This window comes from Streptomyces lacrimifluminis, from assembly GCF_014646095.1.
Taxonomy (GTDB): Bacteria; Actinomycetota; Actinomycetes; order Streptomycetales; family Streptomycetaceae; genus Streptomyces; species Streptomyces lacrimifluminis.
This window is the reverse complement of the sequence record NZ_BMMU01000027.1, coordinates 18343-43265: the sequence shown is the minus strand read 5'-3', so window position 1 is coordinate 43265 and position 24923 is coordinate 18343. Positions and strand designations below refer to the sequence as shown.

The following is a 24923-nucleotide window of genomic DNA, read 5'->3' as shown; positions in this document are numbered from 1 at the left end:
CTATACCCAACCCCGAAGCCGTGCGAGCCGCACTGCCGCATGCCGGTTCTCCGCCCCCAGTTTCGAGACGGCCGACGACAGATAGTTGCGCACGGTCCCCTGCGACAGCGCGGCCCGTTCCGCGATCTCCGCGACCGGTGCACCGTCGGCGGCGAGTTCGAGCACCTCGGCCTCGCGCGGGGTCAGCGGCGAGTCCCCGGCGGAGATCGCGTCGGCGGCCAACTCGGGGTCGACGTAACGGTTTCCGGCGTGCACGGTACGGATGATCTCGGCGAGCCGCTGTGCGCTGACCGTCTTGGGGACGAACCCTCGCACACCTGCCTCAAGCGCCCGCTTCAGATGCCCGGGCCGGCCGTGGCTGGTCACGATCAGCACCCGGCACTCCGGCAGTTCGGCCCGCAGCGATGTGGCGACCTTCACACCGTCCGCGCCCGGCATCTCAAGGTCGAGCACCGCGACGTCGGGCCGGTGCGCCCGGGCCATGGCCAGCGCCTCGGGCCCGGTGGCGGCCTCGGCGACGACAACGAGATCGTCCTCCAGGGCGAGCAGCGCGGCAAGCGCCCCCCGGATGAGGTGCTCGTCGTCGGCGAGCAGCAGCCGCACCCCGCTCATGAGGTGACCTCGTTCACCACGAACCCCGCACGAGACGCGGACCCCGACCCCGAACCCGCCCCCGCACCTGCCCCTGACTCCGACCCGGCACGAGACGCCGACCCCGGCCCCGAACTCGCTCCTGACTTCGACGCCGAACCCGCGCGAGACCCCGAACTCGCCCCCGCACCTGCCCCTGACTCCGACCCTGAACTCGCCCCCGCACCTGCCCCTGACTCCGACCCGGCACGAGACGCCGACCCCGACCCCGAACTCGCCCCTGACCTCGACCCCGAACGCGACCCCGATCCCGAACGTGATCCCGACCCCGCAGGCAACGGCACGGTGGCGACCACCCGGAACCGCTCCGCACGCTCGCCCACGACCCCCGCCTCCAGCCGCCCGTCGACGGCCGACAGCCGCTCCCGCAGCCCGACGAGCCCGGACCCCGTCCCCGAGCCCTCACCGGCCTGCTGCCGGACCCCGTCGTTCTCCACGGTCAGCACCACCAGCCCGTCATCGACCCGAACCCGCACCCCGCACCACCCGGCATCCCCGTGCCGCAGCACGTTGGTCGTCGCCTCCCGGACCACCCACCCGAGCGCCGACTGCACCTCACCCGGCAGCCCGACGGCTTCCCCGGTCACTTCGCAGGAGATCCCCGCAGCGGTCAACACCCCTTGCGCGCCGAGGAGTTCCGCGCCGAGGTCGGCCTCGCGGTATCCCCGTACGACATCCCGTACCTCCCGCTGCGACTCGCGCGCGATCCGCTGCACCTCGATCATCTGGTCGACGGCCTCGGGCCGTTCGCGCCGTGAGAGCTGCACGGCCAGTTCGCTCTTGAGGGCGATCACCGCCAGGTTCCGCCCCATCACGTCGTGCAGATCACGCCCGAACCGCAGCCGTTCCTCGGCGACGGCGAGCCGGGTTTTGGTCTCCCGGGCCTCGTCGAGTTCGTACACGACCTTGAGCAGCCAGACGGAGAGGGCGCAGGTGAACGTGATGAACCCGGCGCTGAGCAGTATCGCGAAGCCCGTGCCGACCGCCTCGCCTCCCGAGAAACCCAGCAGGTAGGCCGCGACGGTCGAGCCCACGGCCAGGCCGGTCACCAGCGCCAGCATCCGTATCCGACTGCGCACCCCGAGGGTGAGACTGCCCGCGCCGAAGGTCAGCACCCCCACGAACAGCGAGCCCGCACCGGTCTCCATGTCGTCGCCGCCCGGCCCGTGCTTGACCAGGACCAGGGCGCCGACACCGATCAGCACGGTGACAGCACCGAGTGCGACCAACAGCCGTACGGGCTGCTCCCGGGTCCCGCGGATCCAGTCCAGCGCCCGGGACGCGGTCACCGCACAGAGCGCGGCGTGCACTCCCACCACCAGGGACAGCCAGAGCACGAACCGCATCTCCCCCAGCCCCAGCACGGGCAGCCCGATCGCGGTGACCTCGACGAAGGCGATCACATGAAAGGTCCAGCGCGTGTAAGTCTCCACCTTCTCCGGCGTGCTCTTGCGCCCCCACCAGCTCCCCGGCCTGCGCATTTTCCCGATCCCCCGTCCCCTACCGCCGCGGTTCCCAGCGGAACCACCGGCGTACAGCAAACACCGACAGGGCGGTCCAGGCCAGGCCGGTCAGTACGGCGCCCAGGGCCTCGTACCCCGACAGGTCACCGGTCCAGGCGCCGCGTACGAGGGTGATCACGGGCGTCAGCGGGAGGAGTTCGCAGAAGGTGGCGAGCCGGTCGGGCAGCACCTCCAGCGGGACGGTGATCCCGGAGCCGAGGAACGAGACGAGCATCAGCGGCAGTGAGGTGACCTGCGCGCTCTCGGTGGTCCGGCTGAAGCTGGCGGTGAGCGCGGCCAGCGCCACACACATCACCACCCCCAACAGCAGTCCGATAACGGCGAGTTGGGGCGCCGGGGGCACGTCGAGATCGAGCAGGACAGCACAGCCGACGGCCAGCAGCAGGCTCTGTACGAGGCATGTCACGGCAGCCGGGAGCGCCGACCCGGTGAGTATCTCGATGTCACGCAGCTCACCGGTGCGCAGCCGCTTGAGGACGAGTTCCTCGCGCCGGGCGACGAAGACGCCGACGAGGGCCGCGTACACGGCGAAGAGCAGCGAGAAGCCGACCGAGGCGGGCAGGATGAGCGTCCCGATGTTGAGCCCGGCCTCCTTCAGGTCCGTGTCCGACATGGCGGACCGCACACTGAACGGCAGCACCAGTGGCACGAACAGGGCCGCGACGAGCGTCCCCTTGTTCCGCAGGAACAACGTCGACTCGGCCCGAACCAGGGCGCGCATCCGCCCGGCAGGGGTAGTCGTACTGCCACTACCGACAACCGCACTCACGCGACACGCTCCTCAGCGACAACGGAAGAACTCCCGGCCTCGGACGCGTCCTTGCCGGACGCCTGCCGGGCGATCCGCAGAAACGCCTCCTCCAGCGAGGCCGACCGCACGTCCAGCCCCCGCAACGTGACCCCGGCCTCCTCGGCCCAGACGAGCAACCGCGTTGCCGCGCGCTGGAGTTCATGGGTCCGCAGCCGTACGACGCGCCCCTCCTCCTCGTACCCGCTGACGCCGAGCGGGCCGAACGCCGGCAGATCGCCCACGAAGTATCCGGAGGGCAGCTCGAAGGAGATCCGGGAGGGCTGCGAGGCGGTCACCTCGGCCGGCGTACCGGCGGCGGCGATGCGCCCCTCGTGGAGGATGGCGAGCCGGTCGGCGAGATCCTCCGCCTCCTCCAGATAGTGCGTGGTGAGCAGCACGGTCGTACCACCGTCGCGCAGTTCCCGTACCAACTCCCAGGTGGCCCGGCGCCCTTCGGCGTCGAGGCCCGTCGTCGGCTCGTCGAGGAACAGCACCTCGGGGTTGCCGAGGAGCGCGAGCGCGAGGTCGAGTCGCCGCCGCTCACCCCCGGACAGCTGCTTCACGCGTACGTCGGTCCGCCGCTCAAGACCGACGAGCGCGAGCGCCTCCGCCTCGGGCCGCGCTCCGCTCGTGCACCCGGCCCACATCCGCGCGGTCTCGCCGACGGTCAGCTCGGACGGGAAGCCGCCCTCCTGGAGCATCACGCCGGTGCGCGGCCGTACGACGGCCCGCTCGGTGTACGGGTCATGGCCCAGCACCCGCACGCGTCCCCCGGCCGGCGGCGCCAGCCCCTCCAGCAGTTCGACGGTCGACGTCTTGCCCGCGCCGTTCGTGCCCAGCAGGGCGAAAATCTCTCCGCGGCCCACGGAGAAAGACACCCCGCGCACCGCCTCGAACCCGCCCCCGTACACACGCCGCAGGTCAGTGACCTCAATCACGTGTTCGTGTTCGTTCGTTTCCATGCCTTCAGCATCCCGGCCGGAAGGTGAGGAAGGCAGTGCGGGGTGTCATCACCGCACATGACAAATGTCAGACGCCCGTGGCAGATCAACCCGTGGCGGATCAACCCGCGACAGACGAACCCGCGATAGGTGAACACGAAGAAGACCCCGGTCCAATGGACCGGGGTCTTGATCTGGAGCGGACGACCAGGTTCGAACTGGCGACCTCAACCTTGGCAAGGTTGCGCTCTACCAACTGAGCTACGTCCGCATTGCCTCCAGTCGGCTTTCACCGACTGGCGCGAGCACCAGCCTACCTGATCCACAAACGTGGTCAGACCGGCGATGCAGAGCGGGTGACAGGAATTGCACACTGCGCCTTCCCCCTGGAAGGGGGATGTTCTACTACTGAACTACACCCGCAAGCCTCCGTGAGCCGGGCCTTTCGGCCTCGCCCCTCGGCGTGCTCCGAACTCTAGCTGATCGGCAGGGGGGCAACGCAAGTCGGTTGCGCCGAGGGGCTCCTGGGGGACGGCGGGGGTGCTGCTCGGCCGTTTCGAGGCGGCTACTGGGCGGCGGTGAAGGCCTCGTACACCTTCTTGGGGATGCGCCCGCGGGTCGGTACGTCGAACTTGTTGGCGAGGGCCCAGGCCCGGACAGCCGAGGGGTCGGGGGCGACCTCCGTCTGCTTGTACGCCTTGCCGGAGCGCGACCGCTTGCGGCCGGCCTCCACGTACGGCTCCAGGGCCTTACGCAGTTTCTTGGCATTGGTTTGATTCAGGTCGATCTCGTACGACTTGCCGTCGAGTCCGAAGGCGATGGTTTCCGCCGCTTCCGAGCCGTCGATGTCGTCTGAGAGTGTGACCACGACACGCTGAGCCACGAATATCGGTCCCTTCGTGCGACACCTTGGCCGCGACGTGCGAAGACGTCGGGAGGTGTCGGGAGATCTCGGTTGTCCGACTGTTATTGGGCAAAGTATCGGCTAATGCCTTTTCCTTTGTACAGTGCCCGGCATTGCAATGGGAAGACCGACTAAATCTGTCCGCGTGTCTCCCCCGCAATAGACATCCTGGGTGCGAACACGGATCTTTCCCAGAATTTTTCGGGATGGCACCGCTCCGATACCGGATCGTGATGCCGCCCTCCCGGGTTTCCGTAGATTCCTACGAATCTACCCGCGTAGAAATTTTGTACGGGTAGTCTGAAGTCACCTGTAGGAACCTGCTCAGCACCACAACACCGGGAGTGCCAGTGGCACGCGTCGTAGTCGACGTCATGCTCAAGCCGGAGATCCTCGACCCCCAGGGCCAGGCGGTGCAGCGTGCACTGCCGCGCCTCGGTTTCGAGGGTGTCTCCGACGTACGTCAGGGAAAGCGATTCGAACTGGAAGTTGACGGACCGGTGGACGACGCCGCGCTCGCCCGCATCCATGATCTTGCGGAATCCTTCCTCGCCAACACCGTGATCGAGGACTTCACCGTGAAGGTGGAGGAGATGGTGGGGGAAGAGAAGTGACTGCTCGTATTGGAGTCGTCACCTTTCCGGGTTCCCTGGACGACCGGGACACCCAGCGCGCGATCCGCCTCGCGGGTGCCGAGCCGGTAGCCCTCTGGCACAAGGACAAGGACCTGAAGCAGGTCGACGCGGTGGTTCTGCCCGGCGGATTCTCGTACGGCGACTATCTGCGCGCGGGTGCCATCTCGCGTTTCTCGCCGGTGATGGAGTCGGTCATCGAGCAGGCGAAGTCGGGCATGCCGGTCCTCGGCATCTGCAACGGCTTCCAGATTCTCACCGAGGCGCACCTGCTCCCGGGCGCGATGCTCGGCAACAACCACCTGCACTTCATCTGCCGCGACCAGAAGCTGCGGGTGGAGAACGCGGACACGGCCTGGACCGTCGACTACGACGCCGGCCAGGAGATCCACATCCCGCTGAAGAACATGGACGGCCGCTACGTCGCCGACGAGCACACGCTCGACGAGCTGGAGGCCGAGGGCCGGGTCGTGTTCCGGTACCGGGACTTCAACCCCAACGGCTCGCTGCGCGACATCGCCGGCATCAGCAACGCCGCCGGGAACGTCGTGGGCCTCATGCCGCACCCCGAGCACGCCGTGGAGCCGCTGGTCGGCAGCGGCCGTACCGACGGCCTCCCCTTCTTCACCTCGATCCTCAAGAAGCTGGTCAACGCATGAGCCGGACGCCTCTGGACACGGTCGAGCACGCGGCCGAGACCCCCGACGTCGAGCTGCCCTGGGCCGAACTCGGCCTGAAGAAGGACGAGTACGAGAAGGTCGTCGAGATCCTCGGCCGCCGTCCGACCGGTGCCGAGCTGGCCATGTACTCGGTCATGTGGTCCGAGCACTGCTCCTACAAGTCCTCCAAAGTCCACCTCCGCCAGTTCGGCGAGAAGGCCCCGCAGTCCGACGCCCTGCTCGTGGGCATCGGCGAGAACGCGGGCGTGGTCGACGTCGGCCAGGGCTACGCGGTCACCTTCAAGGTCGAGTCGCACAACCACCCGTCCTACGTCGAGCCCTACCAGGGCGCGGCCACGGGCGTCGGCGGCATCGTCCGCGACATCATCGCGATGGGCGCCCGCCCGGTGGCGGTCGTGGACCCGCTCCGTTTCGGTGCGGCGGACCACCCGGACACCAAGCGCGTCCTCCCGGGCGTCGTCGCGGGCATCGGCGGCTACGGCAACTGCCTGGGCCTGCCGAACATCGGCGGCGAGGTCGTCTTCGACGCCTGCTACCAGGGGAACCCGCTGGTCAACGCCGGTGCGATCGGTGTGATGCGGCACGAGGACATCCACCTGGCGAAGGCGTCGGGCACGGGCAACAAGGTGATCCTGTACGGGGCTCGTACGGGCGGTGACGGCATCGGCGGCGCGTCGATCCTGGCGTCCGAGACCTTCGACGACGCGAAGCCCTCCAAGCGCCCCGCCGTGCAGGTGGGTGACCCCTTCCAGGAGAAGCTGCTCATCGAGTGCACTCTGGAGGCGTTCAAGGAGAAGCTGGTCGTCGGCATCCAGGACCTGGGCGCGGCGGGCTTGTCGTGTGCCACGTCCGAGCTGGCGTCCAACGGCTCAGGCGGCATGCGCGTCACCCTCGACGACGTACCCCTCCGTGACTCGACGCTCTCGCCCGAGGAAATCCTCATGAGCGAGTCGCAGGAACGCATGTGCGCGGTGGTCGAGCCGGAGAAGGTCGACCGGTTCCTCGCTATCTGCGACAAGTGGGACGTCATCGCCACGGTGATCGGTGAGGTCACCGACGGCGACCGCCTGGAGATCTTCTGGCACGGCGGCAAGATCGTCGACGTCGACCCGCGCACGGTCGCGCACGACGGCCCGGTCTACGAGCGCCCGTACGCCCGCCCGGACTGGCAGGACGCCCTCCAGGCGGACGACGCCAACAAGCTTGCGCGGCCCGGGACTTCGGAGGAGCTGAAGGCCCAGGTCGTTCAGCTCGTCTCATCCCCCAACCAGGCCTCCAAGTCCTGGATCACCTCCCAGTACGACCACTTCGTGCAGGGCAACACGGTGTTGGCGCAGCCCGAGGACTCCGGGATGATCCGCATCGACGAGACGACCGGCCTCGGCGTCGCCATCGCGACGGACGGCAACGGCCGCTTCGCCAAGCTGGACCCGTACGCGGGCGCGCAGTTGGCGCTGTCGGAGGCCTACCGGAACGTGGCGACGACGGGTGCGAAGCCCCTCGCCGTCTCCGACTGTCTGAACTTCGGTTCGCCCGAAGACCCGGCGGTGATGTGGCAGTTCGCGGAGGCGGTACGTGGACTCGCGGACGCCTGCCAGCAGTTGGGCACCCCGGTGACCGGCGGCAACGTCTCCCTCTACAACCAGACGGGTGAGGTGGCCATTCACCCCACGCCGGTCGTGGCGGTCCTGGGCGTCATCGACGACGTGGCGCGGCGGACGCCGGTCGCGTTCCAGGAGGAGGGGCAGCTGCTGTACCTCCTCGGGGACACCCGCGAGGAGTTCGGCGGCTCGGCGTGGTCGCAGGTCGTGCACGACCACCTGGGTGGCCTGCCGCCCAAGGTCGACCTGGAGCGGGAGCGGCTCCTGGCCGAGATCCTGATCTCCGCGTCGCGTGACGGCATGATCGACTCCGCGCACGACCTGTCGGACGGCGGTCTGATCCAGGCGGTCGTCGAGTCGGCGCTCCAGGGCGGGAAGGGCGCGCGTCTGGTCGTACCGGACGGGCTCGACGCCTTCACCCTCCTGTTCTCGGAGTCGGCGGGCCGCGCGGTGGTCGCGGTTCCGCGCTCGGAGGAGCTGCGCTTCAACGACATGTGCGGGGCGCGGGGGCTGCCGGTGACGCGGATCGGCGTCGTCGACGGCGACTCCATCGAGCTCCAGGGCGAGTTCACCCTGACGCTGGCCGAACTGCGCGAGGCCCACGAGGCGACGATGCCAGCGCTGCTGGCGTAGTCGTCCAGTTCCCAAGTCGCCTTCGGCTGTACGAGGTTGAGGTCCCGTCCGGGTTCGGGCGGGACCTCTTCGTTTGGAGGGAGTGGGGGCGTATGGGGTTGGGATGTTCGGGTTCGGCGTGCTGGCATTGTTGCTGTTCGTGCTCGCCTCTGCCTGGGTTGTCGTCGGGCTGCACGCCCTGCTACTCGGCCGAATGCCGGGCAAGCGGCTCCCGCGGCTGGTGAGGCAGCCGAGGCTCTGGGGAGCGGGCGCCATTCTGGTGGTGGTCAGCGGGTACGCCCGGTCACCATCACTGCTCGCTGTTGCCTTCGGCGTGGTCGTTCTGGGGCATGTCATGAAGTCCCGGTGACGAGCGGGCAGTTGGCGTGACGCGGGCTGCGCACGCCTACGGCTTACCGCACGTAGTTCTTGAGGATCTCCGTGTCGAGTTCGATGCCGACCGGGTCGGGGAGGAGCACCTTCTCGCCGAACTTCGCCGTGCGGATGTCGCGGTAGCCGCCGACCTTCCGGTCCGGGGAGCTGTGCACGGTGACGGTGCAGGCGTCCCGGTCGATCAGGAGGTACAGGGGGATGCCGGACTGACCGTACGCGGCCGGCTTCTCGTGCCGGTCCCGTCGGCCGGTGTCCGAGTCGTACGAGGTGACCTCGACGACCATCAGAGCCCCGTCCGGGTCGGCCCACTCGCCGTGTCCCGCGAAGTGGGCCTCGGGTGCAAGTACCGCATCGGGCTTCGCCCGGCCCTCCCGGTAGGACTCCACGCGGAGCCCTTTGCCCTGGTATAGGTCCAGGTCGGGTCTGGACTGCATACAGTGCCGGGCAAGCCAGGTGAGGATGGTGCTGCGGTCCCCGTCCGGCGTTCTCTTGACGCCGATGCGTCCGCCGAGGAACTCCAACGTCACGGTCTCGGGGGCGGCGGAGGCGATCGTCTCGAACTCCGCCACCGACATCTCGGGCGTGTGCTCAGCCATGGCGGTCACGTTCCCACGACCCTGCGGTCCGTGCAGTCCAGACATGCGTACGAGGTCCGGCCCGGCCCCGTGCCCTGGTCCACCGTGGGCAGGGCGACCAGCGGGGTGCTGGTGGGCTGTTGGCAGATGGCGCACAGGCGGGTGCGGTGCAGGCACTCCGAGCACATGCGGCCGGTGTTCTCGAGGGTGCCGTAGCGGAGGAACGGGGCGCGGCCGACCTTGCAGATGTCGCAGCGGGGGTCCACCTCGATGCCGGTCACGGGCTCGGCTCCGTGTCGGCCACGAGTGACTGACGCTCGGTGCAGTCGGCGAGCCGCACCCAGAGGAAGTCACCCTCGGCGTCGACCTTGGGGTAACCGGACCCCACTTGTACTACGACTCCCTCGAAGCGTTCGGGTGCCTCGCGTTTACGGAGGTCGGGCGGGACGTAGGTGGTGCCGCGGACGCGGTCGCCGACGAGGAAGGGGGCGTTGGCTGGAGGAGTGGTCATGGGAATCACGGTCCCTCCGCGCGGACGGCTGCGCAATCGAACGAGGGAATCCCACACGAAGTGGTATATGCCTGAAAGTGAGGAAGTGTCTGCGAGTGGTGGGCTGGTGCTGTCACACTCAGGGCACGGGCAGTGATCTGCCGGGCACGGGGAGCCAACTGGCAGGCATCGACGTACGGTTGACCTGCTTGGCCGCGAAAGGAACGGACACGATGGCAGCGAAGACGGGGCCGACGATTCGGCGGATGCAACTCGGCCAGGAGCTAAGGCGGTTGCGCGAGCAGGCGGAGCGGGACGATGGCACGGGCAAGGGGATGACCAGGGTCCAGGCGGTCAGGGGAACCAGCGTTTCCGAGTCGACGCTGCATCGTGTGGAGAAGGGGCTGACCAGCCTTCCCAAGGTTCAGGACCTCAAGGAACTGCTGGACCGGTACGGGGTCGGCGACCCGGACGACGTGGAGTTCCTGCTCGACATCCACAAGAACTCGCTGAACCGGGGCTGGTGGTCGCCGTACCGCACCTTCATGCCGTCGGGATTCAGCATGAGCGTGGGACTGGAAGGCGATGCCAAGGTCCTTCGGATCTACCAGCCGAGCGTGATGTTCGGGCTGTTCCAGACCCCGGGGTACGCGCGGGCCATGTTCGAGACCGCCAAGCCTGTAGACGAGCGGAACACCGAGTTCGTCGAGCGGAACGTCGAGATCCGAGTGCGGCGCAAGGAAGCCATCACCCGCAGCGACGGCCCTGTCGAAGTCCACGCGATCCTCGACGAGGCTGCCGTCCGCCGCGTCTACGGAGGTCCGGAGGTGATGCGTGAGCAGTACGAGCACCTGATCGAGCTGACGAAGCTGGAGCACGTGACCGTGCAGATCCTGCCGTTTGCCGAGCCCGTCTACCGCGCCACGGAGAACTTCATCCTCATGGAGTTCATGCCGCCGCTGCCCACTCTGGTCAGCGTGGACACACACGACGGGGTGAGCGTCACCGACAAGGACACGGAGATCTGGCGGCACGCGCGCCGATTCGACGCCATGCGGGCCGGGGCGCCCGGGCCTCGGGAAACACCGCGATTCCTGGAACGACTAGCACGAGAGTTGAAGCATCCATGAGTACCCACTCCAGAGCCCTCGAACTGGCTCCAGAAGCCGCCTGGTTCAAGTCGTCGTACAGCGACGACCAGGGCGGCAGTTGCGTCGAAGTGGCCACCGTCGCCTCGGTCAACATCGCCGTCCGCGACTCCAAGATCCCTACAGGGCCCGCCCTGTTGCTGTCTCCGACTGCCTTCACTGCTCTCACCGAGTACGTGAAGGAATCAGGGCGATGAACGAACGCTGGTTCAAGTCCTCGTACAGCAGCGACGCGGGTGGCAGCTGCGTCGAGATAGCCACCCTCGCCTCAGCCCATGTCGCCCTCCGCGACTCAAAGTTCCCCCAAGGCCCCGCCCTCCTCCTCCCCCCAGAAGCCTTCGCGGCGTTGCTGGACCACGTACGGAGCTGATCCCCATGCCCCCAGCGCCGGCCAAAAAGCCAAAGCCCCGCCCCCGCACCTACGAGCCCGCCAAGACCCGCACCGCGGTCCTCACCCAGTACGCCAACATCCGCACCGCCATCGTCACCCTCACCCCCGACCAACTCGCCCTCCCCACCCGCCTCGGGGACTGGACGGTTCAGGACCTGGCCGCGCACGTCACGATGGCCGTCGAGACCGTCAGTCGCAACCTTGACCGGGACGAGCCGGAGAAAGCCGAACTCGCCCTTCTCGACTGGCCGTTGGCCACCGCTGCCCGCGCCGCCGACATCGCCGGGAGCACCCGCGAGCTGGCAGCCGCCCACCCCGACCCCGATTCCCTCAACGCCCTCTACGCCCGCACCGAGGAACGCCTCACCGAGCGCCTCGCCACCGCCCCCGGCAGCCGCCGGCTCGGCACCCGCACCGGTGGCATGACCCTCGCCGACCACCTGGTCACCCGTACCGTCGAACTGGTCGTCCACACCGACGACCTGAACGCCGCCGTCCCGGGCCTCGACATCCCGTACGACCGGCAGGCGCTGGCCACCTGCACCCGCCTCCTCGCCGACACCCTCGCCGCCAAGGCCCCCGGCGGCTCGACGGAGGTCCGTATCCCGCCGTACGCCGTGGTGCAGTGCGTCGAGGGACCCAGGCACACCCGCGGCACCCCGCCCAACGTCGTCGAGACCGACCCGCTGACCTGGATCCGCCTGGCCACCGGCCGGGTCCAGTGGGCCGACGCCCTCGACAACGCCCAGGTCAGCGCGAGCGGCGAACGAGCCGACCTCTCAGGGCTGCTGCCCCTCATGGCCTGACGGCAGCCCCCGTACGGAGAAGCCGCATCCCTCCGTACGGAGAAACCGCGGCCTCCTCCGAAAAGTAGCCGGACGGGAACCGCCCACCCGCCCCTTCCGTCTCATCGGCATGAAAAAGCAGCGACTGACGAGCGTGAGCCTCAGCGTCCTGACCCTGGCCCTGCTCCCCCTCGCCGCGGCCTGCGGCAGTGAGAAGGATGGCGGCGGCAGCCAGACCGTCGGGGCAGGGACGGGATCCGGAACATCGGAGGTCACCGGTGTCCACTGGAGTGTCAACGACCTCACCGTCGACGGGAAGAAGAGCGCGGCACCCGCCAGTGCCTGGCTGAAAATCGACAAGAACGGCAAGGTCAGCGGCAACCTCGGCTGCAACGGCTTCGGGGCCGATGCCACCGTCGACGGCGACGAGATCTCCTTCGCACAGTTCCTGTCGACGGACATGGCCTGCGCGAACGACCCGATGACCTTCGAGAACAGCCTTGCGAAGGCACTCAGGGACGGCACCCTCACCGCAAAGGCCGACGCCGACGCCAAGGGCGACAGCCCGCAGCAGCTCACCCTCACCACCGAATCCGGCGACACCATCCACCTCACCGAAGAGAAGGCCGCCCCCCTCTACGGCACGAAGTGGACGATCACGACAGTCGGTGCCACGGGCGACGGCGACAGCCAGGCCGTCTCCCCGCTCCCCTCCGCCGCCGAGGCCTATCTCGTCCTCGACCAGAAGAAGGGGACCGTCAGCGGCAAGGCGGGTTGCAACAACGTTTCTGCCGAGGCAACCGTCAGCGACGGCGATATCACTTTCGGCAGCCCGGCGACCACCCGAAGGATGTGCGACGGCTCACTCATGAAGGTCGAGAAGGAGCTGCTGAAGATCTTCGACGGCAAGACGGCGTACAAGATCGATCACCGCTCCCTGTCTCTGACCAGCGCAAACGGCACCACTGTCAGCGCGACCGCCACCGGTTGAGCCCTTACCGCAGTCCACGGCGGCTCAGCACCCGCACGTCACAGTCGCATTCCCTAATTCGGACCAGTGGTCGATCTCGCCTACACTCGGTGGCGTGCCACGTGGTGACGGTCGACTCAGTCATGATCTGCTCCCCGGCGAGAAAGGCCCCCAGGACGCTTGCGGCGTCTTCGGGGTCTGGGCCCCCGGCGAAGAGGTCGCCAAGCTCACTTACTTCGGGCTCTACGCCCTACAGCATCGAGGCCAGGAATCCGCGGGTATCGCGGTCAGCAACGGCTCGAAGATCCTCGTCTTCAAGGACATGGGCCTTGTCTCCCAGGTCTTCGACGAGACCTCGCTCGGTGCGCTCAAGGGTCACATCGCGGTCGGTCACGCCCGCTACTCGACCACTGGCGCCTCCACCTGGGAGAACGCCCAGCCGACCTTCCGCGCGACCGGCCACGGCTCCATCGCCCTCGGCCACAACGGCAACCTCGTCAACACGGCGCAGCTCGCCGAGATGGTCGCCGACCTGCCCAAGCAGCACGACGGCCGCACTCCGCGCGTCGCCGCGACCAACGACACCGATCTGCTGACGGCCCTCCTGGCCGCCCAGACCGACGACGACGGCAAGCCGCTGACCATCGAGGACGCCTCCGCGCGGATCCTTCCGCAGGTCCAGGGCGCCTTCTCCCTCGTCTTCATGGACGAGCACACGCTGTACGCCGCCCGCGACCCGCAGGGCATCCGCCCCCTGGTCCTGGGCCGGCTGGAGCGCGGCTGGGTCGTCGCCTCCGAGTCCGCCGCCCTCGACATCTGCGGCGCCGCCTACGTGCGCGAGATCGAGCCGGGCGAGTTCGTCGCCATCGACGAGAACGGTCTGCGTACGTCACGCTTCGCGGAAGCGAAGCCCAAGGGCTGTGTCTTCGAGTACGTGTACCTGGCCCGCCCGGACACCGACATCGCCGGCCGGAACGTGTACCTCTCCCGCGTCGAGATGGGTCGGAAACTCGCCAAGGAAGCCCCTGTCGAGGCCGACCTGGTGATAGCGACTCCGGAGTCCGGCACTCCGGCCGCCATCGGCTACGCGGAGGCCTCCGGGATCCCCTTCGGCGCCGGCCTCGTCAAGAACGCCTATGTCGGACGTACGTTCATCCAGCCCTCGCAGACGATCCGGCAGCTCGGTATCCGGCTGAAGCTGAACCCGCTGAAGGAAGTCATCAAGGGCAAGCGTCTGGTCGTCGTCGACGACTCGATCGTGCGCGGCAACACCCAGCGGGCGCTCGTGCGCATGCTGCGGGAGGCCGGCGCGGCGGAGGTCCACATCCGGATCTCCTCGCCGCCCGTCAAGTGGCCCTGCTTCTTCGGCATCGACTTCGCCACCCGCGCCGAGCTCATCGCCAACGGCATGACGATCGACGAGATCGGCACCTCGCTCGGCGCCGACTCCCTGTCGTACATCTCCCTGGACGGCATGATCGCGGCGACCACCATCGCCAAGCCGAACCTGTGCCGCGCCTGCTTCGACGGCGAGTACCCGATGGACCTCCCGGACCCCGAACTGCTCGGCAAGCAGCTCCTGGAGACCGAGCTGGCCGCAGGGCCCGCCGCCACGGCCGCGTCCGACGCGATCCGTCGCCCGTAAGCCCTGCTTCCGCAGCCCTGCTCCCGCTTCACACCAACCTGAAAGATCCCAGGCAATGTCTGCGACCAACTCTGCTTCCGGCGCTTCCTACGCTGCCGCCGGCGTCGACATCGAAGCGGGCGACCGCGCCGTCGAGCTGATGAAGGAGTGGGTGAAGAAGACGCAGCGCCCCGAGGTCCTCGGCGGCCTCGGCGGCTTCGCCGGCCTCTTCGACGCCTCGGCCCTCAAGCGCTTCGAGCGCCCGCTGCTCGCCTCCGCGACCGACGGCGTCGGCACGAAGGTCGACATCGCCCGGCAGCTCGGCGTGTACGACACCATCGGCCACGACCTGGTCGCCATGGTCATGGACGACATCGTGGTGTGCGGCGCCGAACCGCTGTTCATGACCGACTACATCTGCGTCGGCAAGGTCCACCCCGAGCGTGTCGCCGCGATCGTCAAGGGCATCGCCGAAGGCTGCGTACTGGCCGGCTGCGCCCTGGTCGGCGGCGAGACGGCCGAACACCCGGGCCTGCTCGGTCCGGACGACTTCGACGTCGCAGGCGCCGGTACGGGCGTCGTGGAGGCCGACCGGCTGCTCGGCGCGGATCGTATCCGTACGGGTGACGCGGTGATCGCCATGGCGGCCTCCGGGCTTCACTCGAACGGGTACTCGCTCGTCCGGCATGTGCTGCTGAATCAGGGCGGGCTAGCCCTGGACGCGCACATCGAGGAGTTCGGGCACACGCTCGGCGAGGAACTCCTCGTCCCCACCAAGATCTACTCGCTGGACTGCCTGGCCCTCATGCGCACCACCGACGTGCACGCCTACTCGCACGTCACCGGTGGCGGTCTGGCCGCCAACCTGGCCCGGGTGATCCCGGACACCCTGCACGCGATCGTCGACCGCTCCACCTGGACCCTGGCGCCGGTCTTCGACCTCGTCGGGAAGACGGGTGCCGTCGAGCGCCTGGAGCTGGAGAAGACGCTGAACATGGGCGTCGGCATGATCGCGATCGTCCCGGAGGACTCGGCGGACGCGGCCCTCACCACCCTGGCCGACCGAGGCGTCGACGCCTGGGTGGCCGGCGAGATCACCGACCGCGGCGACTACACGACGGGCGCGGAACTGATCGGCGACTACGCAACCAACTAGAAGCGCCCCCAAGGCGGCCGGCGCGCAGCCGCCGCCGAAGGGGCGCGGGGAACGAACGGCGCGGGCAACCACAACGCACCGGCACCGCCACACCACAGTGACCCCCGACCCACTAGGCGCCCCTGCCCAACCCAAGCGGAGCGACAACGCACGAAACCCGGCCCGAGTGTGGATCGCCCCGGACCGGGTGAGGTGCAGCTGATGCCCTACAGGAAACTGTGCAACCTGTTCAGCGAGCCGCAAGCAGACGCAAGACGTCAAGCCCCACGGCGTTGTTGCGACGACGCGGAACCTGAGGACTGATCGTCCTCGTCCTCATCGTCGTCGTTGTACCGATCCGCGTACTGGGCGTACGGGTCGTCTTCTTCCTCGTCATCGTCCTCGAACGGCTCGCCATTCGGCGGCTGGCTCGAAGTCGAAGCGCCCAGCTCATTGGCCAGGCGCGAGAGGTCAGTCCCGCCGCTGCTGTACTTCAGCTGGCGGGCGACCTTCGTCTGCTTGGCCTTTGCCCGGCCGCGCCCCATGGCTCGACCCCCTCGGATACGGGGCTCGGTGGCCCCAGAGTCTTGACACCCGTTCATGTTCTGGAACGGGCTCTCCGTGGAGAGACCGGTCCGTAGGGCTTCCACGGTACCTGAGCCCACGCCCATACGGTACGTCGCCCGCAGGACGTGCCTGTGCCCAGAACCCGCGAGGTGCCCTGTCCCCGCTGGTCAACCGCGATTTTAACCACTTCTTGGCGGACGACCCGCCGACGGGGGTGAGAGTTCTCTCCAACACCCCGCCGACAGGTACCTCCGGGCTCCCTCGGCCTACCTGCTCCGGCGGGCCTCCGCCATCCTCTGCTCGGCGATCCGGTCGGCCGCCGCGGCCGGCGGAATACCGTCTGACTTCGCACGTGCGAATATGGCCAGCGTGGTGTCGTAGATCTTCGCGGCCTTCGCCCTGGCCCGCTCGAAGTCGAACCCGTGCAGCTCGTCGGCCACCTGGATCACGCCACCGGCGTTCACCACGTAGTCGGGCGCGTAGAGGATCCCGCGGTCCGCGAGGTCCTTCTCGACGCCCGGGTGCGCGAGCTGGTTGTTGGCCGCCCCGCACACCACCTTCGCGGTCAGCACGGGCAGGGTGTCGTCACTGAGCGCCCCGCCCAGCGCGCAGGGCGCGTAGATGTCCAGCCCCTCGGTCCGGATCAGCGCGGCGGTGTCGGCGACGGCCGTGACCCCGCCGTCCGGGTGAGTGGCCAGAATCCGTCGTACGGCGTCCTCCCGTACGTCGGTGATCACGACCTCGGCGCCGTCCTCCCGCAGATGCCGCACCAGGTGGTGCCCGACCTTGCCGACGCCCGCGATGCCGACCAGGCGCCCGCGCAGCGACGGGTCGCCCCAGAGGTGCTGGGCGCTCGCCCGCATGCCCTGGTAGACGCCGAAGGCGGTCAGGACGGACGAGTCGCCGGCGCCGCCGTTCTCCGGGGACCGTCCGGTCGTCCAGCGGCACTCGCGCGCGACCACGTCCATGTCGGCCACATACGTGCCGACGTCGCACGCGGTCACGTAGCGCCCGCCGAGCGAGGCCACGAACCGGCCGTACGCGAGGAGGAGTTCCTCGCTCTTGACGATGTCCGGATCGCCGATGATCACGGCCTTGCCGCCGCCGTGGTCGAGACCGGCCATGGCGTTCTTGTACGACATCCCGCGGGCGAGGTTCAGCGCGTCGGCGACGGCCTCCGCCTCGCTCGCGTACGGGTAGAAGCGCGTACCGCCGAGCGCGGGGCCCAGGGCGGTGGAGTGGATGGCGATCACGGCCTTGAGGCCGGTGGCCCGGTCCTGGCAGAGCACGACTTGCTCATGACCCCCCTGATCCGAGTGGAACAGGGTGTGCAGTACATCAGCAGGCGCGCCGGTTACGTCGGTCACTGTGGTGACTCCAGGGAAGTAGCGGCGGTTGGGGCCGGGGCCCGTAGGGGTGGCGGGCCTCCGTGGGCATGAGAGTAGAGCTCCTCCCCGGCCCGCGTGTGCCAACCGTCCCCGCAGTGCCGAGGATCACCCACCGGTGACGTGGGAAGGTACGACGGTTTGCATAATTTTCCCGTGCCGCGGTGTGCTGGTTCCGCTGGTTGCGTGGGTTTTCCTGGTCGTCCAGGGGGGAGTGAGCAGGCGTGCCCAAGGTGTCCTCGGTGATCGTTCCGTACGCGTCCTACTTGCGTGTCTACGAGCCGCTGGCGGCCTTCCCGGAGCCGGAGCGCGGCCACTGGGCGCGCTACGCCCGACGGCCCGACCGCCCCTCGTACCAGGACGAACTGCGGCGCTCCCTGGCCGACTTGCTGCCCACCCCGCCGGTCGCGGTGCCGGTGCACGAGAGCGCCGACGCGTTCGTGATCGAGGCCGGGGGCGTGGTGTGCGTCTGCCCCTGGCGCACCCGGCTGCGCGGCTGGCAGGCGCTGGACGGGCTGGGGGAGGAACTGCCCGTGTCGGTCCTGGACGCCGTCCTGCCGCCCCTCGTACGCCACCAGGCGGCCCAGGACTACGAGCGCTGGCTCGCCCGCAACCCGGACGCCCGCCCCTGGATCCGCACGGCGACCTGGCAGGTGCCGCTGAACTGGTTCGTGCTCGTGACCGACGAGGAGCGCGAGTACGACAAGGGCTCGGGAGCCGACGGGGGCGCGGCGCCCGTGCTGCGCTACCGGACGCCCATGGTGCAGGCGCGACGGCGCGTGGCGCGCGGGCTGCGGACCCTGCGGGACACCCTCGACGAGGGGCCGCTGATCGACGGGCTGCTGGACGTCGGGCGCTGGCTGGAGGAGTTCCACCCGCGGTCGCTGGTCGAGCTGGACTACGGCGGGCTGGTGCATGTCCTGTCGGCCGTCGATCTGGCCGGCGACCACTCGGCGGCGGACGTGGCCGCCGGGATCGAGGCGCTGCGCGACGGGGACGGTGAGGCGGCCGGCGAGGCCTACGGGCGGCTCGTGGAGCGGTGGCGGGCGGTGCGGGACCGGCGGTCGGCGAACTGACGATTTAACTGACAGTTCGTCAAAAAAGGACTCCCTGGAACGTGAGTTCCATTTTTGTGGGACGCTCTTGGGGCTGCCGTGGGACGTAGGTCCCGATCCGGGCGTTTGTGTCAAGCGTGACGGACCGCACGTACAGGTGGCTTGCGTCCCTTGCCCCTCCTCGTGCCAAAATAGGACAAGGAGTCCGGGGGAGGCTCTATCTGCCCAGCTATGGGTGGAATCTCAGCATTGCACGCTATGGGGGGTCTCGTGACTCCTGATCGCCACTGTGACTGATCGTCACAGTGGCGTGACTGTCCGCTATGGCATGGTCCATTGGCTTCCGTCGCCGATGGACACCTGGGAGGGCAATTCCATCGGTTTGGCCTACGCGGTTGGACAGATGGTGTAGTTGTAGTGCCGAGGACAAGCCGTTCGTCCTATAACCGACTCGACCCGCATCCGCCATTTCGGGCAACGCGGGTCAAGGTGCAGAATTTAGAGGAATGAACCGAGAAGGTTCGGTTCTCCCGAGGAGGCCGCTCATGACCGCTCGCACCCCTGATGCCGAGCCGCTGCTGACCCCGGCTGAGGTCGCCACCATGTTCCGTGTTGACCCCAAGACGGTGACGCGGTGGGCGAAGGCCGGCAAGCTCACATCCATTCGCACGCTCGGCGGACACCGCCGTTACCGCGAGGCCGAGGTCCGCGCCCTGCTTGCGGGCATTCCGCAGCAGCGCAGCGAGGCCTGACCAACTGAATAGTCGGACGAACCGGCAGGTCCCCCAACTATCGGCCGAGCCGTCCGACTGGCAACACCAGCACCATCAGAGTCACCATGCAACACCAGAGTCACCTGCTTCACGACCAACAGCTTCAAGCGACGCGGGTCCTGCCCCAACAGGCCCCACACCCAAGGCAGTTCCATCAGTTCCATAGCTTCAAGGGCGCGTCGTAGAGATCGCGCTGGACTCCGCCGGGTCCAGCGCGATCTTTTTTGTGCCCGCGACCGGGGGTGGCACGGAGTGCTGTGAGCGGGCTTGTTGAAGTCTGGGGAGGGGTGTCGGATCCGCTGTGGGGAGCCCGTCGAGGCTGGTGCAATTGCACATATTAAATTGACCAGTTGTGTGAGACCGGTAAGAACCCACATGGTGAAAACTCATGCGGTGACACCCGTCACACGCCGCGCGCCTTGTTGACGATGCGCCACGGGTGCTAGAGGGAGCCGCTGTTGGCACCCGGTGTCTCGTCGGCCTGGCACTCGGCCTCGGTGTCCCAGTCGGTCTCGGTGCACCGCTCCATGGCGAGCTTCTGCAGCCGGTGGCAGATCGGGCAGTGCCGCGTGAGATGCGGGTACCCGCTGGCGGCCGACAGATGTGCCCGAAGCAGAGCACGCGTCTCATGCCGTCGCGCGGTCGCCGCCATACGCCACCTCCGGAACCGGGGCAGGGCATCGAGGGCCCTGTTCCCTGGGTACCGGGGGAGGGCGGCGCCGTCAATACGCCGACACAGGCCTGGCGGCGCGTCCAGACGCCGCGAGAGAGCCCGGGCCGATGAGCCGGGCTCTCTCTGTTGAGGTGGCGGCACGAGAGAGGCCCGCTTCCGTTGCCGGATGCGGGCCTTCGTCTTTCACTGCGGTCCTGACGGGATTTGCTGCATCGGATTGCGGCTGCGCCGCGGGCGCGGCCTCCGCCTTGACAGGGTGACGAGCAGGTTGGAGGTGGCGCTGTGGCACGAGAAAGGCCCGCTTCCGTTGCCGGATGCGGGCCTTGTCCTTCACTGCGGTCCTGACGGGATTTGAACCCGCGGCCTCCACCTTGACAGGGTGGCGAGCACTCCAAACTGCTCCACAGGACCAGGTTTCGCGGCACTTGATGTTGCGCTGTGCTGCGAAAACAGACTGTACAGGAGGGTGAGCCCAGGGTCGAACTCACCCACCGTACCGGCCTCGTTACGGCATCGGCGCCCGATTTGCGGCCTTACGGGGCCTGCGCGTCGATCGCCTTCACGATCCGCTTGTCCGACACCGGGTACGCCGTGCCCAGCGCGTGGGCGAAGTAGCTGACGCGGAGTTCCTCGATCATCCAGCGGATGTCCAGCACCGCCGACGGCACCGGCCGGCCCTGCGGCAACTGCTCAAGAAGCCACGCGTACTCGTCCTGCATCTCGTGCACCTTGTCCATGCGGGAGGTGTCCCGCTGGACGTTGGTGGGCATCTGCTGCAGGCGCCGGTCCACGGCGACGAGGTAGCGCATCAGGTCGGGCAGGCGCCGCAGACCGGTCGCCGTCACGAACCCGGGCCGTACGAGGGCGTCCAGCTGCTTCCGTACGTCCGTCAGGTTCGGGAGGAGCACGGCGCTGCGTACGCCCTTCAGGCGGCGCTCACAGGCCTGCCAGGCGGCCAGCACCTGCTGGACCTGGTTGACCGTACGGACCGTCGTGTCGACGATCTCCGCGCGCACCTTCTCGTAGAGCTTCCGGTGCGACTCCTCGTCCCACGCCGGGCCACCGAAGTCGGCGATCAGTTTGTCGGCCGCGGCCGTCGCGCAGTCGTCGAACAGGGCCTGGATCGAACCGTGCGGATTCGCCGACAGCGCGAGCTTCTGAACATTCGTCAACTTCTCGGACGCGAACTTCGCAGGATTGACCGGGATGTTGCGCAGAACGAGCCGCCGGGTGCCCTTCCACATCGCCTGCTGCTGCTCCGCCTCGGTGTCGAAGAGGCGTACGGAGACGGTGTCGCCGTTGTCGACCAGCGCCGGATACGCCTTCACCGGCTGGCCGGCTCTGCGCGTCTCGAAGAGCGGCGTCAGGGTGCCGATCGACCAGTCCGTCAGGCCCGTGCGTTCCAGGGACTCGCCGCCGGCGCGCTCCGCGGTGGCAGCGGCGGCCTGGGAGATGGCCTGGCGGGCCTTCGGCTTGAGCTGGAGCCGCAGTACTTCGAGGTCCTTGTCCTCGGCCAGTTTGCGGCGCCGCTCGTCGACGATCCGGAAGGTGACGCGGAGGTGGTCGGGGACCCGGTCCCAGTCGAAGTCGTCGGCGGAGAACGGGACCCCGACCATGCGCTTCAACTCGCGGGCCATGGTGACGGTCAGCGGTTCCTGGAGGGGCGTCGACGTGGCCAGGAAGCGCTGAGCGAAGTTGGGGGCCGGGACGTAGTTGCGGCGGATCGGCTTGGGCAGGGAGCGGATGAGCTCCGTCACCAACTCCTCGCGCAGGCCCGGGATCTGCCAGTCGAAGTTCTCGTCCGTCACCTGGTTCAGCACCTGGAGCGGGATGTGGACGGTCACGCCGTCGGCGTCCGCGCCCGGCTCGAACTGGTACGTCACCCGGAACTTGAGCGGTCCCTGATGCCAGGCGTCCGGATAGTCGTCCTTGCTGACGTCCCCGGCGCGCTCGTTGATGAGCATCGCCCGCTCGAAGTCGAGGAATTCGGGCTCCTCGTGACGCTTGTGCTTCCACCAGGAGTCGAAGTGGGCCCCGGACACGACGTGTTCGGGGACGCGCTCGTCGTAGAAGTCGAAGAGCGTCTCGTCGTCGACCAGGATGTCCCGGCGGCGGGCCCGGTGCTCCAACTCCTCGACCTCGGTGAGGAGTCGGCGGTTGTCGGCGAAGAACTTGTGGTGCGTCCGCCAGTCGCCCTCGACCAGCGCGTTCCGGATGAACAGCTCGCGGGACGCCTCCGCGTCGATGCGCCCGTAGTTCACCTTCCGCTGGGCGACGATCGGTACGCCGTACAGCGTCACCTTCTCGTACGCCATCACCGCGGCCTGGTCCTTCTCCCAGTGCGGCTCGCTGTACGTGCGCTTCAGCAGGTGCTCGGCGAGGGGCTCGACCCACTCCGGCTCGATCCTGGCGTTGACGCGGGCCCACAGGCGTGACGTCTCGACGAGTTCCGCCGACATCACGAAGCGCGGGGGCTTCTTGAAGAGGGCGGAGCCGGGGAAGATCGCGAACTTGGCGTTGCGGGCACCCACGTACTCGTTCTTGCCGGAGGTGTTGCGGTTGCTGTCACCGGTCGATGTGGACGCGCCGGTTCCCGCCGACGTGGACTTCGGTACGTCCTTCATCCCGATGTGGGAGAGGAGGCCGGCCAGGAGGGAGACGTGGACGCTCTGCTCGGGGGCATCGTCCTCGTTGGGGTGGATGCCCATCTGGCGGGCCACGGTACGGAGTTGGGTGTAGATGTCCTGCCACTCGCGGATGCGCAGGAAGTTCAGGTACTCCTGCTTGCACATCCGCCGGAACGAGGACGAGCCCCGCTCCTTCTGCTGCTCACGCACATACCGCCAGAGGTTGAGCAGGGCGAGGAAGTCGGACGTCTCGTCCTTGAAGCGGGCGTGCTGCTGGTCGGCCTGCGCCTGCTTCTCGACGGGGCGCTCGCGCGGGTCCTGGATGGAGAGCGCGGCGGCGATCACCATCACCTCGCGGACACAGCCGTTCTTGTCGGCCTCCAGGACCATCCGCGCCAGCCGGGGGTCGACGGGCAGCTGGGCGAGCTTGCGACCGGTGTCGGTGAGCCGTTTACGGGGGTCCTTCTCGGCCGGGTCGAGCGCGTTGAGCTCCTGGAGGAGCTGCACGCCGTCGCGGATGTTGCGGTGGTCCGGCGGGTCGATGAAGGGAAACTTCTCGATGTCGCCCAGCCCGGCCGCGGTCATCTGGAGGATGACGGAGGCGAGATTCGTCCGCAGGATCTCGGCGTCCGTGAACTCCACGCGGGACTCGAAGTCGTCCTCGCTGTAGAGCCGGATACAGATGCCGTCCGACGTACGGCCGCAGCGGCCCTTGCGCTGGTTGGCGCTGGCCTGGGAGATCGCCTCGATGGGCAGCCGCTGGACCTTCGTGCGGTGGCTGTAGCGGGAGATACGGGCGAACCCGGGGTCGATGACGTACTTGATGCCCGGCACGGTGAGCGAGGTCTCGGCGACGTTGGTCGCCAGAACGATCCTGCGCCCGGTGTGCTGCTGGAAGACGCGGTGCTGCTCGGCGTGCGAGAGGCGGGCGTAGAGGGGCAGGACCTCGGTGAACCGGTAGTTCTTCTTGCCGAGCGCGTCCGCCGTGTCGCGGATCTCGCGCTCGCCGGAGAGGAAGACGAGGATGTCGCCCTTGCCCTCGCCCTGGAGCTCCTCGACGGCGTCGCAGATCGCGGTGATCTGGTCGCGGTCGGAGTCCTCGCTGTCCTCTTCGAGAAGTGGCCGGTAGCGGACCTCGACGGGGTACGTACGGCCGGAGACCTCCACGATGGGGGCGTCGCCGAAGTGCCGGGAGAAGCGCTCGGGGTCGATGGTCGCCGAGGTGATGACGACCTTCAGGTCAGGCCGCTGGGGCAGCAGCTGCGCCAGATACCCGAGCAGGAAGTCGATGTTGAGGGACCGCTCGTGGGCCTCGTCGATGATGATCGTGTCGTAGGCGCGCAGCTCGCGGTCGGTCTGGATCTCGGCGAGCAGGATGCCGTCCGTCATCAGCTTGATGACCGTCGCGTCCTGGTTCACCTGGTCGGTGAACCGGACCTTCCAGCCGACGGCTTCACCGAGGGGCGTGTCCAGCTCGTCCGCGATCCGCTCGGCGACGGTACGGGCGGCGATACGACGGGGCTGTGTGTGCCCGATCATGCCGCGTACGCCGCGACCGAGCTCGACGCAGATCTTGGGGATCTGGGTGGTCTTCCCGGATCCGGTCTCACCGGCGACGATGACGACCTGGTGATCGCGGATGGCGGCGGCGATCTCGTCCTTCTTCTGACTGACGGGAAGCTGCTCGGGATAGCTGACGGCCGGAACGCGGCTGCGCCGCTCGGCCATCCGCAGCTCGGCCTTCGCGACCTCCGCCTCGATCTCGGCGAGGACGGCGGAACGGGCTTCCGGCTTGCGGATCCTGCGCGCACCTTCGAGCCTGCGCCCGAGCCGGTGCGCGTCGCGCAGGGACAGCTCGGTCAGGCGGGGGGCGAGGTCACCGAGAGCGGGTGCGCCGGGGGCGGAGGCGGGATGCGTAGACATACGCGGTCCAGGATCTCACCTCGGCCAAATTACTGGCGAACCTTTTTGTCTCGGCCCCGCCGGCTCATGGGTACG

24 protein-coding genes, 3 tRNA genes and 1 pseudogene are annotated in these 24923 nt (G+C 68.3%); 13 read left to right on the top strand and 15 right to left on the bottom strand.

What is annotated here, in order from left to right; all coding sequences use genetic code 11:
- The 7 genes and pseudogenes from IEY89_RS31110 to IEY89_RS31080 form a co-directional block, all read right to left on the bottom strand.
- A complete protein-coding gene (locus IEY89_RS31110; RefSeq protein WP_189150856.1) occupies nt 1-612 on the bottom strand; it encodes a response regulator transcription factor in 612 nt (203 codons plus the stop codon).
- Nucleotides 613-890: 278 nt separating this feature from the next.
- A pseudogene (locus IEY89_RS31105) lies at nt 891-2132 on the bottom strand (sensor histidine kinase); the annotation flags it as partial.
- A gap of 19 nt (nt 2133-2151) precedes the next feature.
- Nucleotides 2152-2895, bottom strand: a complete 744-nt coding sequence (locus IEY89_RS31100; protein ID WP_189150854.1) for an ABC transporter permease — start codon at nt 2893-2895, stop codon at nt 2152-2154.
- 44 nt (nt 2896-2939) lie between these two features.
- Entirely contained in the window at nt 2940-3926 is a 987-nt protein-coding gene (locus IEY89_RS31095) for an ABC transporter ATP-binding protein (protein WP_189150853.1), read from the bottom strand.
- A 174-nt stretch (nt 3927-4100) separates the two neighbouring features.
- Nucleotides 4101-4176, bottom strand: a tRNA-Gly gene (locus IEY89_RS31090).
- An 80-nt stretch (nt 4177-4256) separates the two neighbouring features.
- Nucleotides 4257-4328, bottom strand: a tRNA-Gly gene (locus tag IEY89_RS31085).
- Nucleotides 4329-4470: 142 nt separating this feature from the next.
- Nucleotides 4471-4788, bottom strand: a complete 318-nt coding sequence (locus IEY89_RS31080; RefSeq protein WP_189150852.1) for a histone-like nucleoid-structuring protein Lsr2 — start codon at nt 4786-4788, stop codon at nt 4471-4473.
- Between the two features lie 371 nt (nt 4789-5159).
- On the opposite strand from IEY89_RS31080, the gene purS reads away from it, so the two are divergent.
- From purS to IEY89_RS31060, 4 genes are all read left to right on the top strand, one after another.
- Nucleotides 5160-5423 carry a phosphoribosylformylglycinamidine synthase subunit PurS gene (gene purS, locus IEY89_RS31075; protein WP_006377276.1) on the top strand — a complete coding sequence of 88 codons (264 nt, stop codon included), beginning with the start codon at nt 5160-5162 and terminating at the stop codon, nt 5421-5423.
- Nucleotides 5420-6100: a phosphoribosylformylglycinamidine synthase subunit PurQ gene (gene purQ / locus IEY89_RS31070; RefSeq protein ID WP_189150851.1), complete on the top strand. Its 681-nt coding sequence runs from the start codon at nt 5420-5422 to the stop codon at nt 6098-6100. Before purS ends, purQ begins: the two co-directional genes overlap by 4 nt.
- The gene (gene purL, locus IEY89_RS31065) at nt 6097-8355 is read left to right on the top strand and encodes a phosphoribosylformylglycinamidine synthase subunit PurL (protein WP_189150850.1); all 2259 of its coding nucleotides are present in this window, start codon (nt 6097-6099) and stop codon (nt 8353-8355) included. Before purQ ends, purL begins: the two co-directional genes overlap by 4 nt.
- Before the next feature lie 103 nt (nt 8356-8458).
- Complete coding sequence (locus tag IEY89_RS31060) at nt 8459-8704, top strand: hypothetical protein (protein WP_189150849.1); 246 nt, start codon at nt 8459-8461, stop codon at nt 8702-8704.
- 43 nt (nt 8705-8747) lie between these two features.
- Here the strand turns inward: IEY89_RS31060 and IEY89_RS31055 are convergent, their stop codons facing one another.
- From IEY89_RS31055 to IEY89_RS31045, 3 genes are read right to left on the bottom strand one after another with little or no spacing between them, the layout of a single operon-like run.
- The gene (locus tag IEY89_RS31055; RefSeq protein ID WP_189150848.1) at nt 8748-9332 is read right to left on the bottom strand and encodes a Uma2 family endonuclease; all 585 of its coding nucleotides are present in this window, start codon (nt 9330-9332) and stop codon (nt 8748-8750) included.
- The gene (locus IEY89_RS31050) at nt 9329-9583 is read right to left on the bottom strand and encodes a hypothetical protein (protein ID WP_189150847.1); all 255 of its coding nucleotides are present in this window, start codon (nt 9581-9583) and stop codon (nt 9329-9331) included. The genes IEY89_RS31055 and IEY89_RS31050 overlap by 4 nt, the downstream gene beginning before the upstream one ends.
- The gene (locus tag IEY89_RS31045; protein WP_189150846.1) at nt 9580-9813 is read right to left on the bottom strand and encodes a hypothetical protein; all 234 of its coding nucleotides are present in this window, start codon (nt 9811-9813) and stop codon (nt 9580-9582) included. The genes IEY89_RS31050 and IEY89_RS31045 overlap by 4 nt, the downstream gene beginning before the upstream one ends.
- 212 nt (nt 9814-10025) lie before the next feature.
- Here IEY89_RS31045 and IEY89_RS31040 point away from each other — a divergent pair, with 212 nt between their 5' ends.
- From IEY89_RS31040 to purM, 7 genes are all read left to right on the top strand, one after another.
- Nucleotides 10026-10922, top strand: a complete 897-nt coding sequence (locus tag IEY89_RS31040; protein ID WP_189150845.1) for a helix-turn-helix domain-containing protein — start codon at nt 10026-10028, stop codon at nt 10920-10922.
- Nucleotides 10919-11137 carry a DUF397 domain-containing protein gene (locus tag IEY89_RS31035; protein WP_189150844.1) on the top strand — a complete coding sequence of 73 codons (219 nt, stop codon included), beginning with the start codon at nt 10919-10921 and terminating at the stop codon, nt 11135-11137. The genes IEY89_RS31040 and IEY89_RS31035 overlap by 4 nt, the downstream gene beginning before the upstream one ends.
- Nucleotides 11134-11310: a DUF397 domain-containing protein gene (locus IEY89_RS31030; RefSeq protein ID WP_189150843.1), complete on the top strand. Its 177-nt coding sequence runs from the start codon at nt 11134-11136 to the stop codon at nt 11308-11310. The genes IEY89_RS31035 and IEY89_RS31030 overlap by 4 nt, the downstream gene beginning before the upstream one ends.
- 5 nt (nt 11311-11315) lie before the next feature.
- Nucleotides 11316-12137 (top strand): maleylpyruvate isomerase family mycothiol-dependent enzyme, encoded by an 822-nt coding sequence (locus IEY89_RS31025; RefSeq protein ID WP_189150842.1) that lies wholly within the window; start codon nt 11316-11318, stop codon nt 12135-12137.
- Between the two features lie 109 nt (nt 12138-12246).
- Nucleotides 12247-13107, top strand: coding sequence for an META domain-containing protein (locus IEY89_RS31020; RefSeq protein ID WP_189150841.1), 861 nt, complete (start codon nt 12247-12249; stop codon nt 13105-13107).
- Between the two features lie 94 nt (nt 13108-13201).
- The gene (gene purF, locus IEY89_RS31015) at nt 13202-14731 is read left to right on the top strand and encodes an amidophosphoribosyltransferase (RefSeq protein ID WP_189150840.1); all 1530 of its coding nucleotides are present in this window, start codon (nt 13202-13204) and stop codon (nt 14729-14731) included.
- Nucleotides 14732-14786: 55 nt separating this feature from the next.
- Nucleotides 14787-15866: a phosphoribosylformylglycinamidine cyclo-ligase gene (purM, locus tag IEY89_RS31010; protein ID WP_189150839.1), complete on the top strand. Its 1080-nt coding sequence runs from the start codon at nt 14787-14789 to the stop codon at nt 15864-15866.
- 257 nt (nt 15867-16123) lie between these two features.
- Here the strand turns inward: purM and IEY89_RS31005 are convergent, their stop codons facing one another.
- Nucleotides 16124-16390 (bottom strand): DUF3073 domain-containing protein, encoded by a 267-nt coding sequence (locus IEY89_RS31005; protein WP_164320396.1) that lies wholly within the window; start codon nt 16388-16390, stop codon nt 16124-16126.
- A 288-nt stretch (nt 16391-16678) separates the two neighbouring features.
- The gene (locus IEY89_RS31000; RefSeq protein WP_189150838.1) at nt 16679-17779 is read right to left on the bottom strand and encodes a Leu/Phe/Val dehydrogenase; all 1101 of its coding nucleotides are present in this window, start codon (nt 17777-17779) and stop codon (nt 16679-16681) included.
- 242 nt (nt 17780-18021) lie between these two features.
- Here IEY89_RS31000 and IEY89_RS30995 point away from each other — a divergent pair, with 242 nt between their 5' ends.
- Both IEY89_RS30995 and bldC read left to right on the top strand, forming a co-directional pair.
- Entirely contained in the window at nt 18022-18873 is an 852-nt protein-coding gene (locus IEY89_RS30995; RefSeq protein WP_189150837.1) for a DUF8083 family protein, read from the top strand.
- Between the two features lie 524 nt (nt 18874-19397).
- Nucleotides 19398-19604: a developmental transcriptional regulator BldC gene (gene bldC / locus IEY89_RS30990; protein ID WP_003949541.1), complete on the top strand. Its 207-nt coding sequence runs from the start codon at nt 19398-19400 to the stop codon at nt 19602-19604.
- A 463-nt stretch (nt 19605-20067) separates the two neighbouring features.
- Here bldC and IEY89_RS30985 read toward each other — a convergent pair whose 3' ends face one another.
- The 3 genes from IEY89_RS30985 to hrpA form a co-directional block, all read right to left on the bottom strand.
- A complete protein-coding gene (locus IEY89_RS30985; protein ID WP_189150836.1) occupies nt 20068-20277 on the bottom strand; it encodes a DUF6274 family protein in 210 nt (69 codons plus the stop codon).
- Nucleotides 20278-20634: 357 nt separating this feature from the next.
- A tRNA-Asp gene (locus tag IEY89_RS30980) sits at nt 20635-20709 on the bottom strand.
- Between the two features lie 122 nt (nt 20710-20831).
- On the bottom strand, nt 20832-24848 hold the full coding sequence (gene hrpA / locus IEY89_RS30975) for an ATP-dependent RNA helicase HrpA (RefSeq protein ID WP_189150835.1): 4017 nt from the start codon (nt 24846-24848) through the stop codon (nt 20832-20834).
- Between the last annotated feature and the right edge of the window lie 75 nt (nt 24849-24923).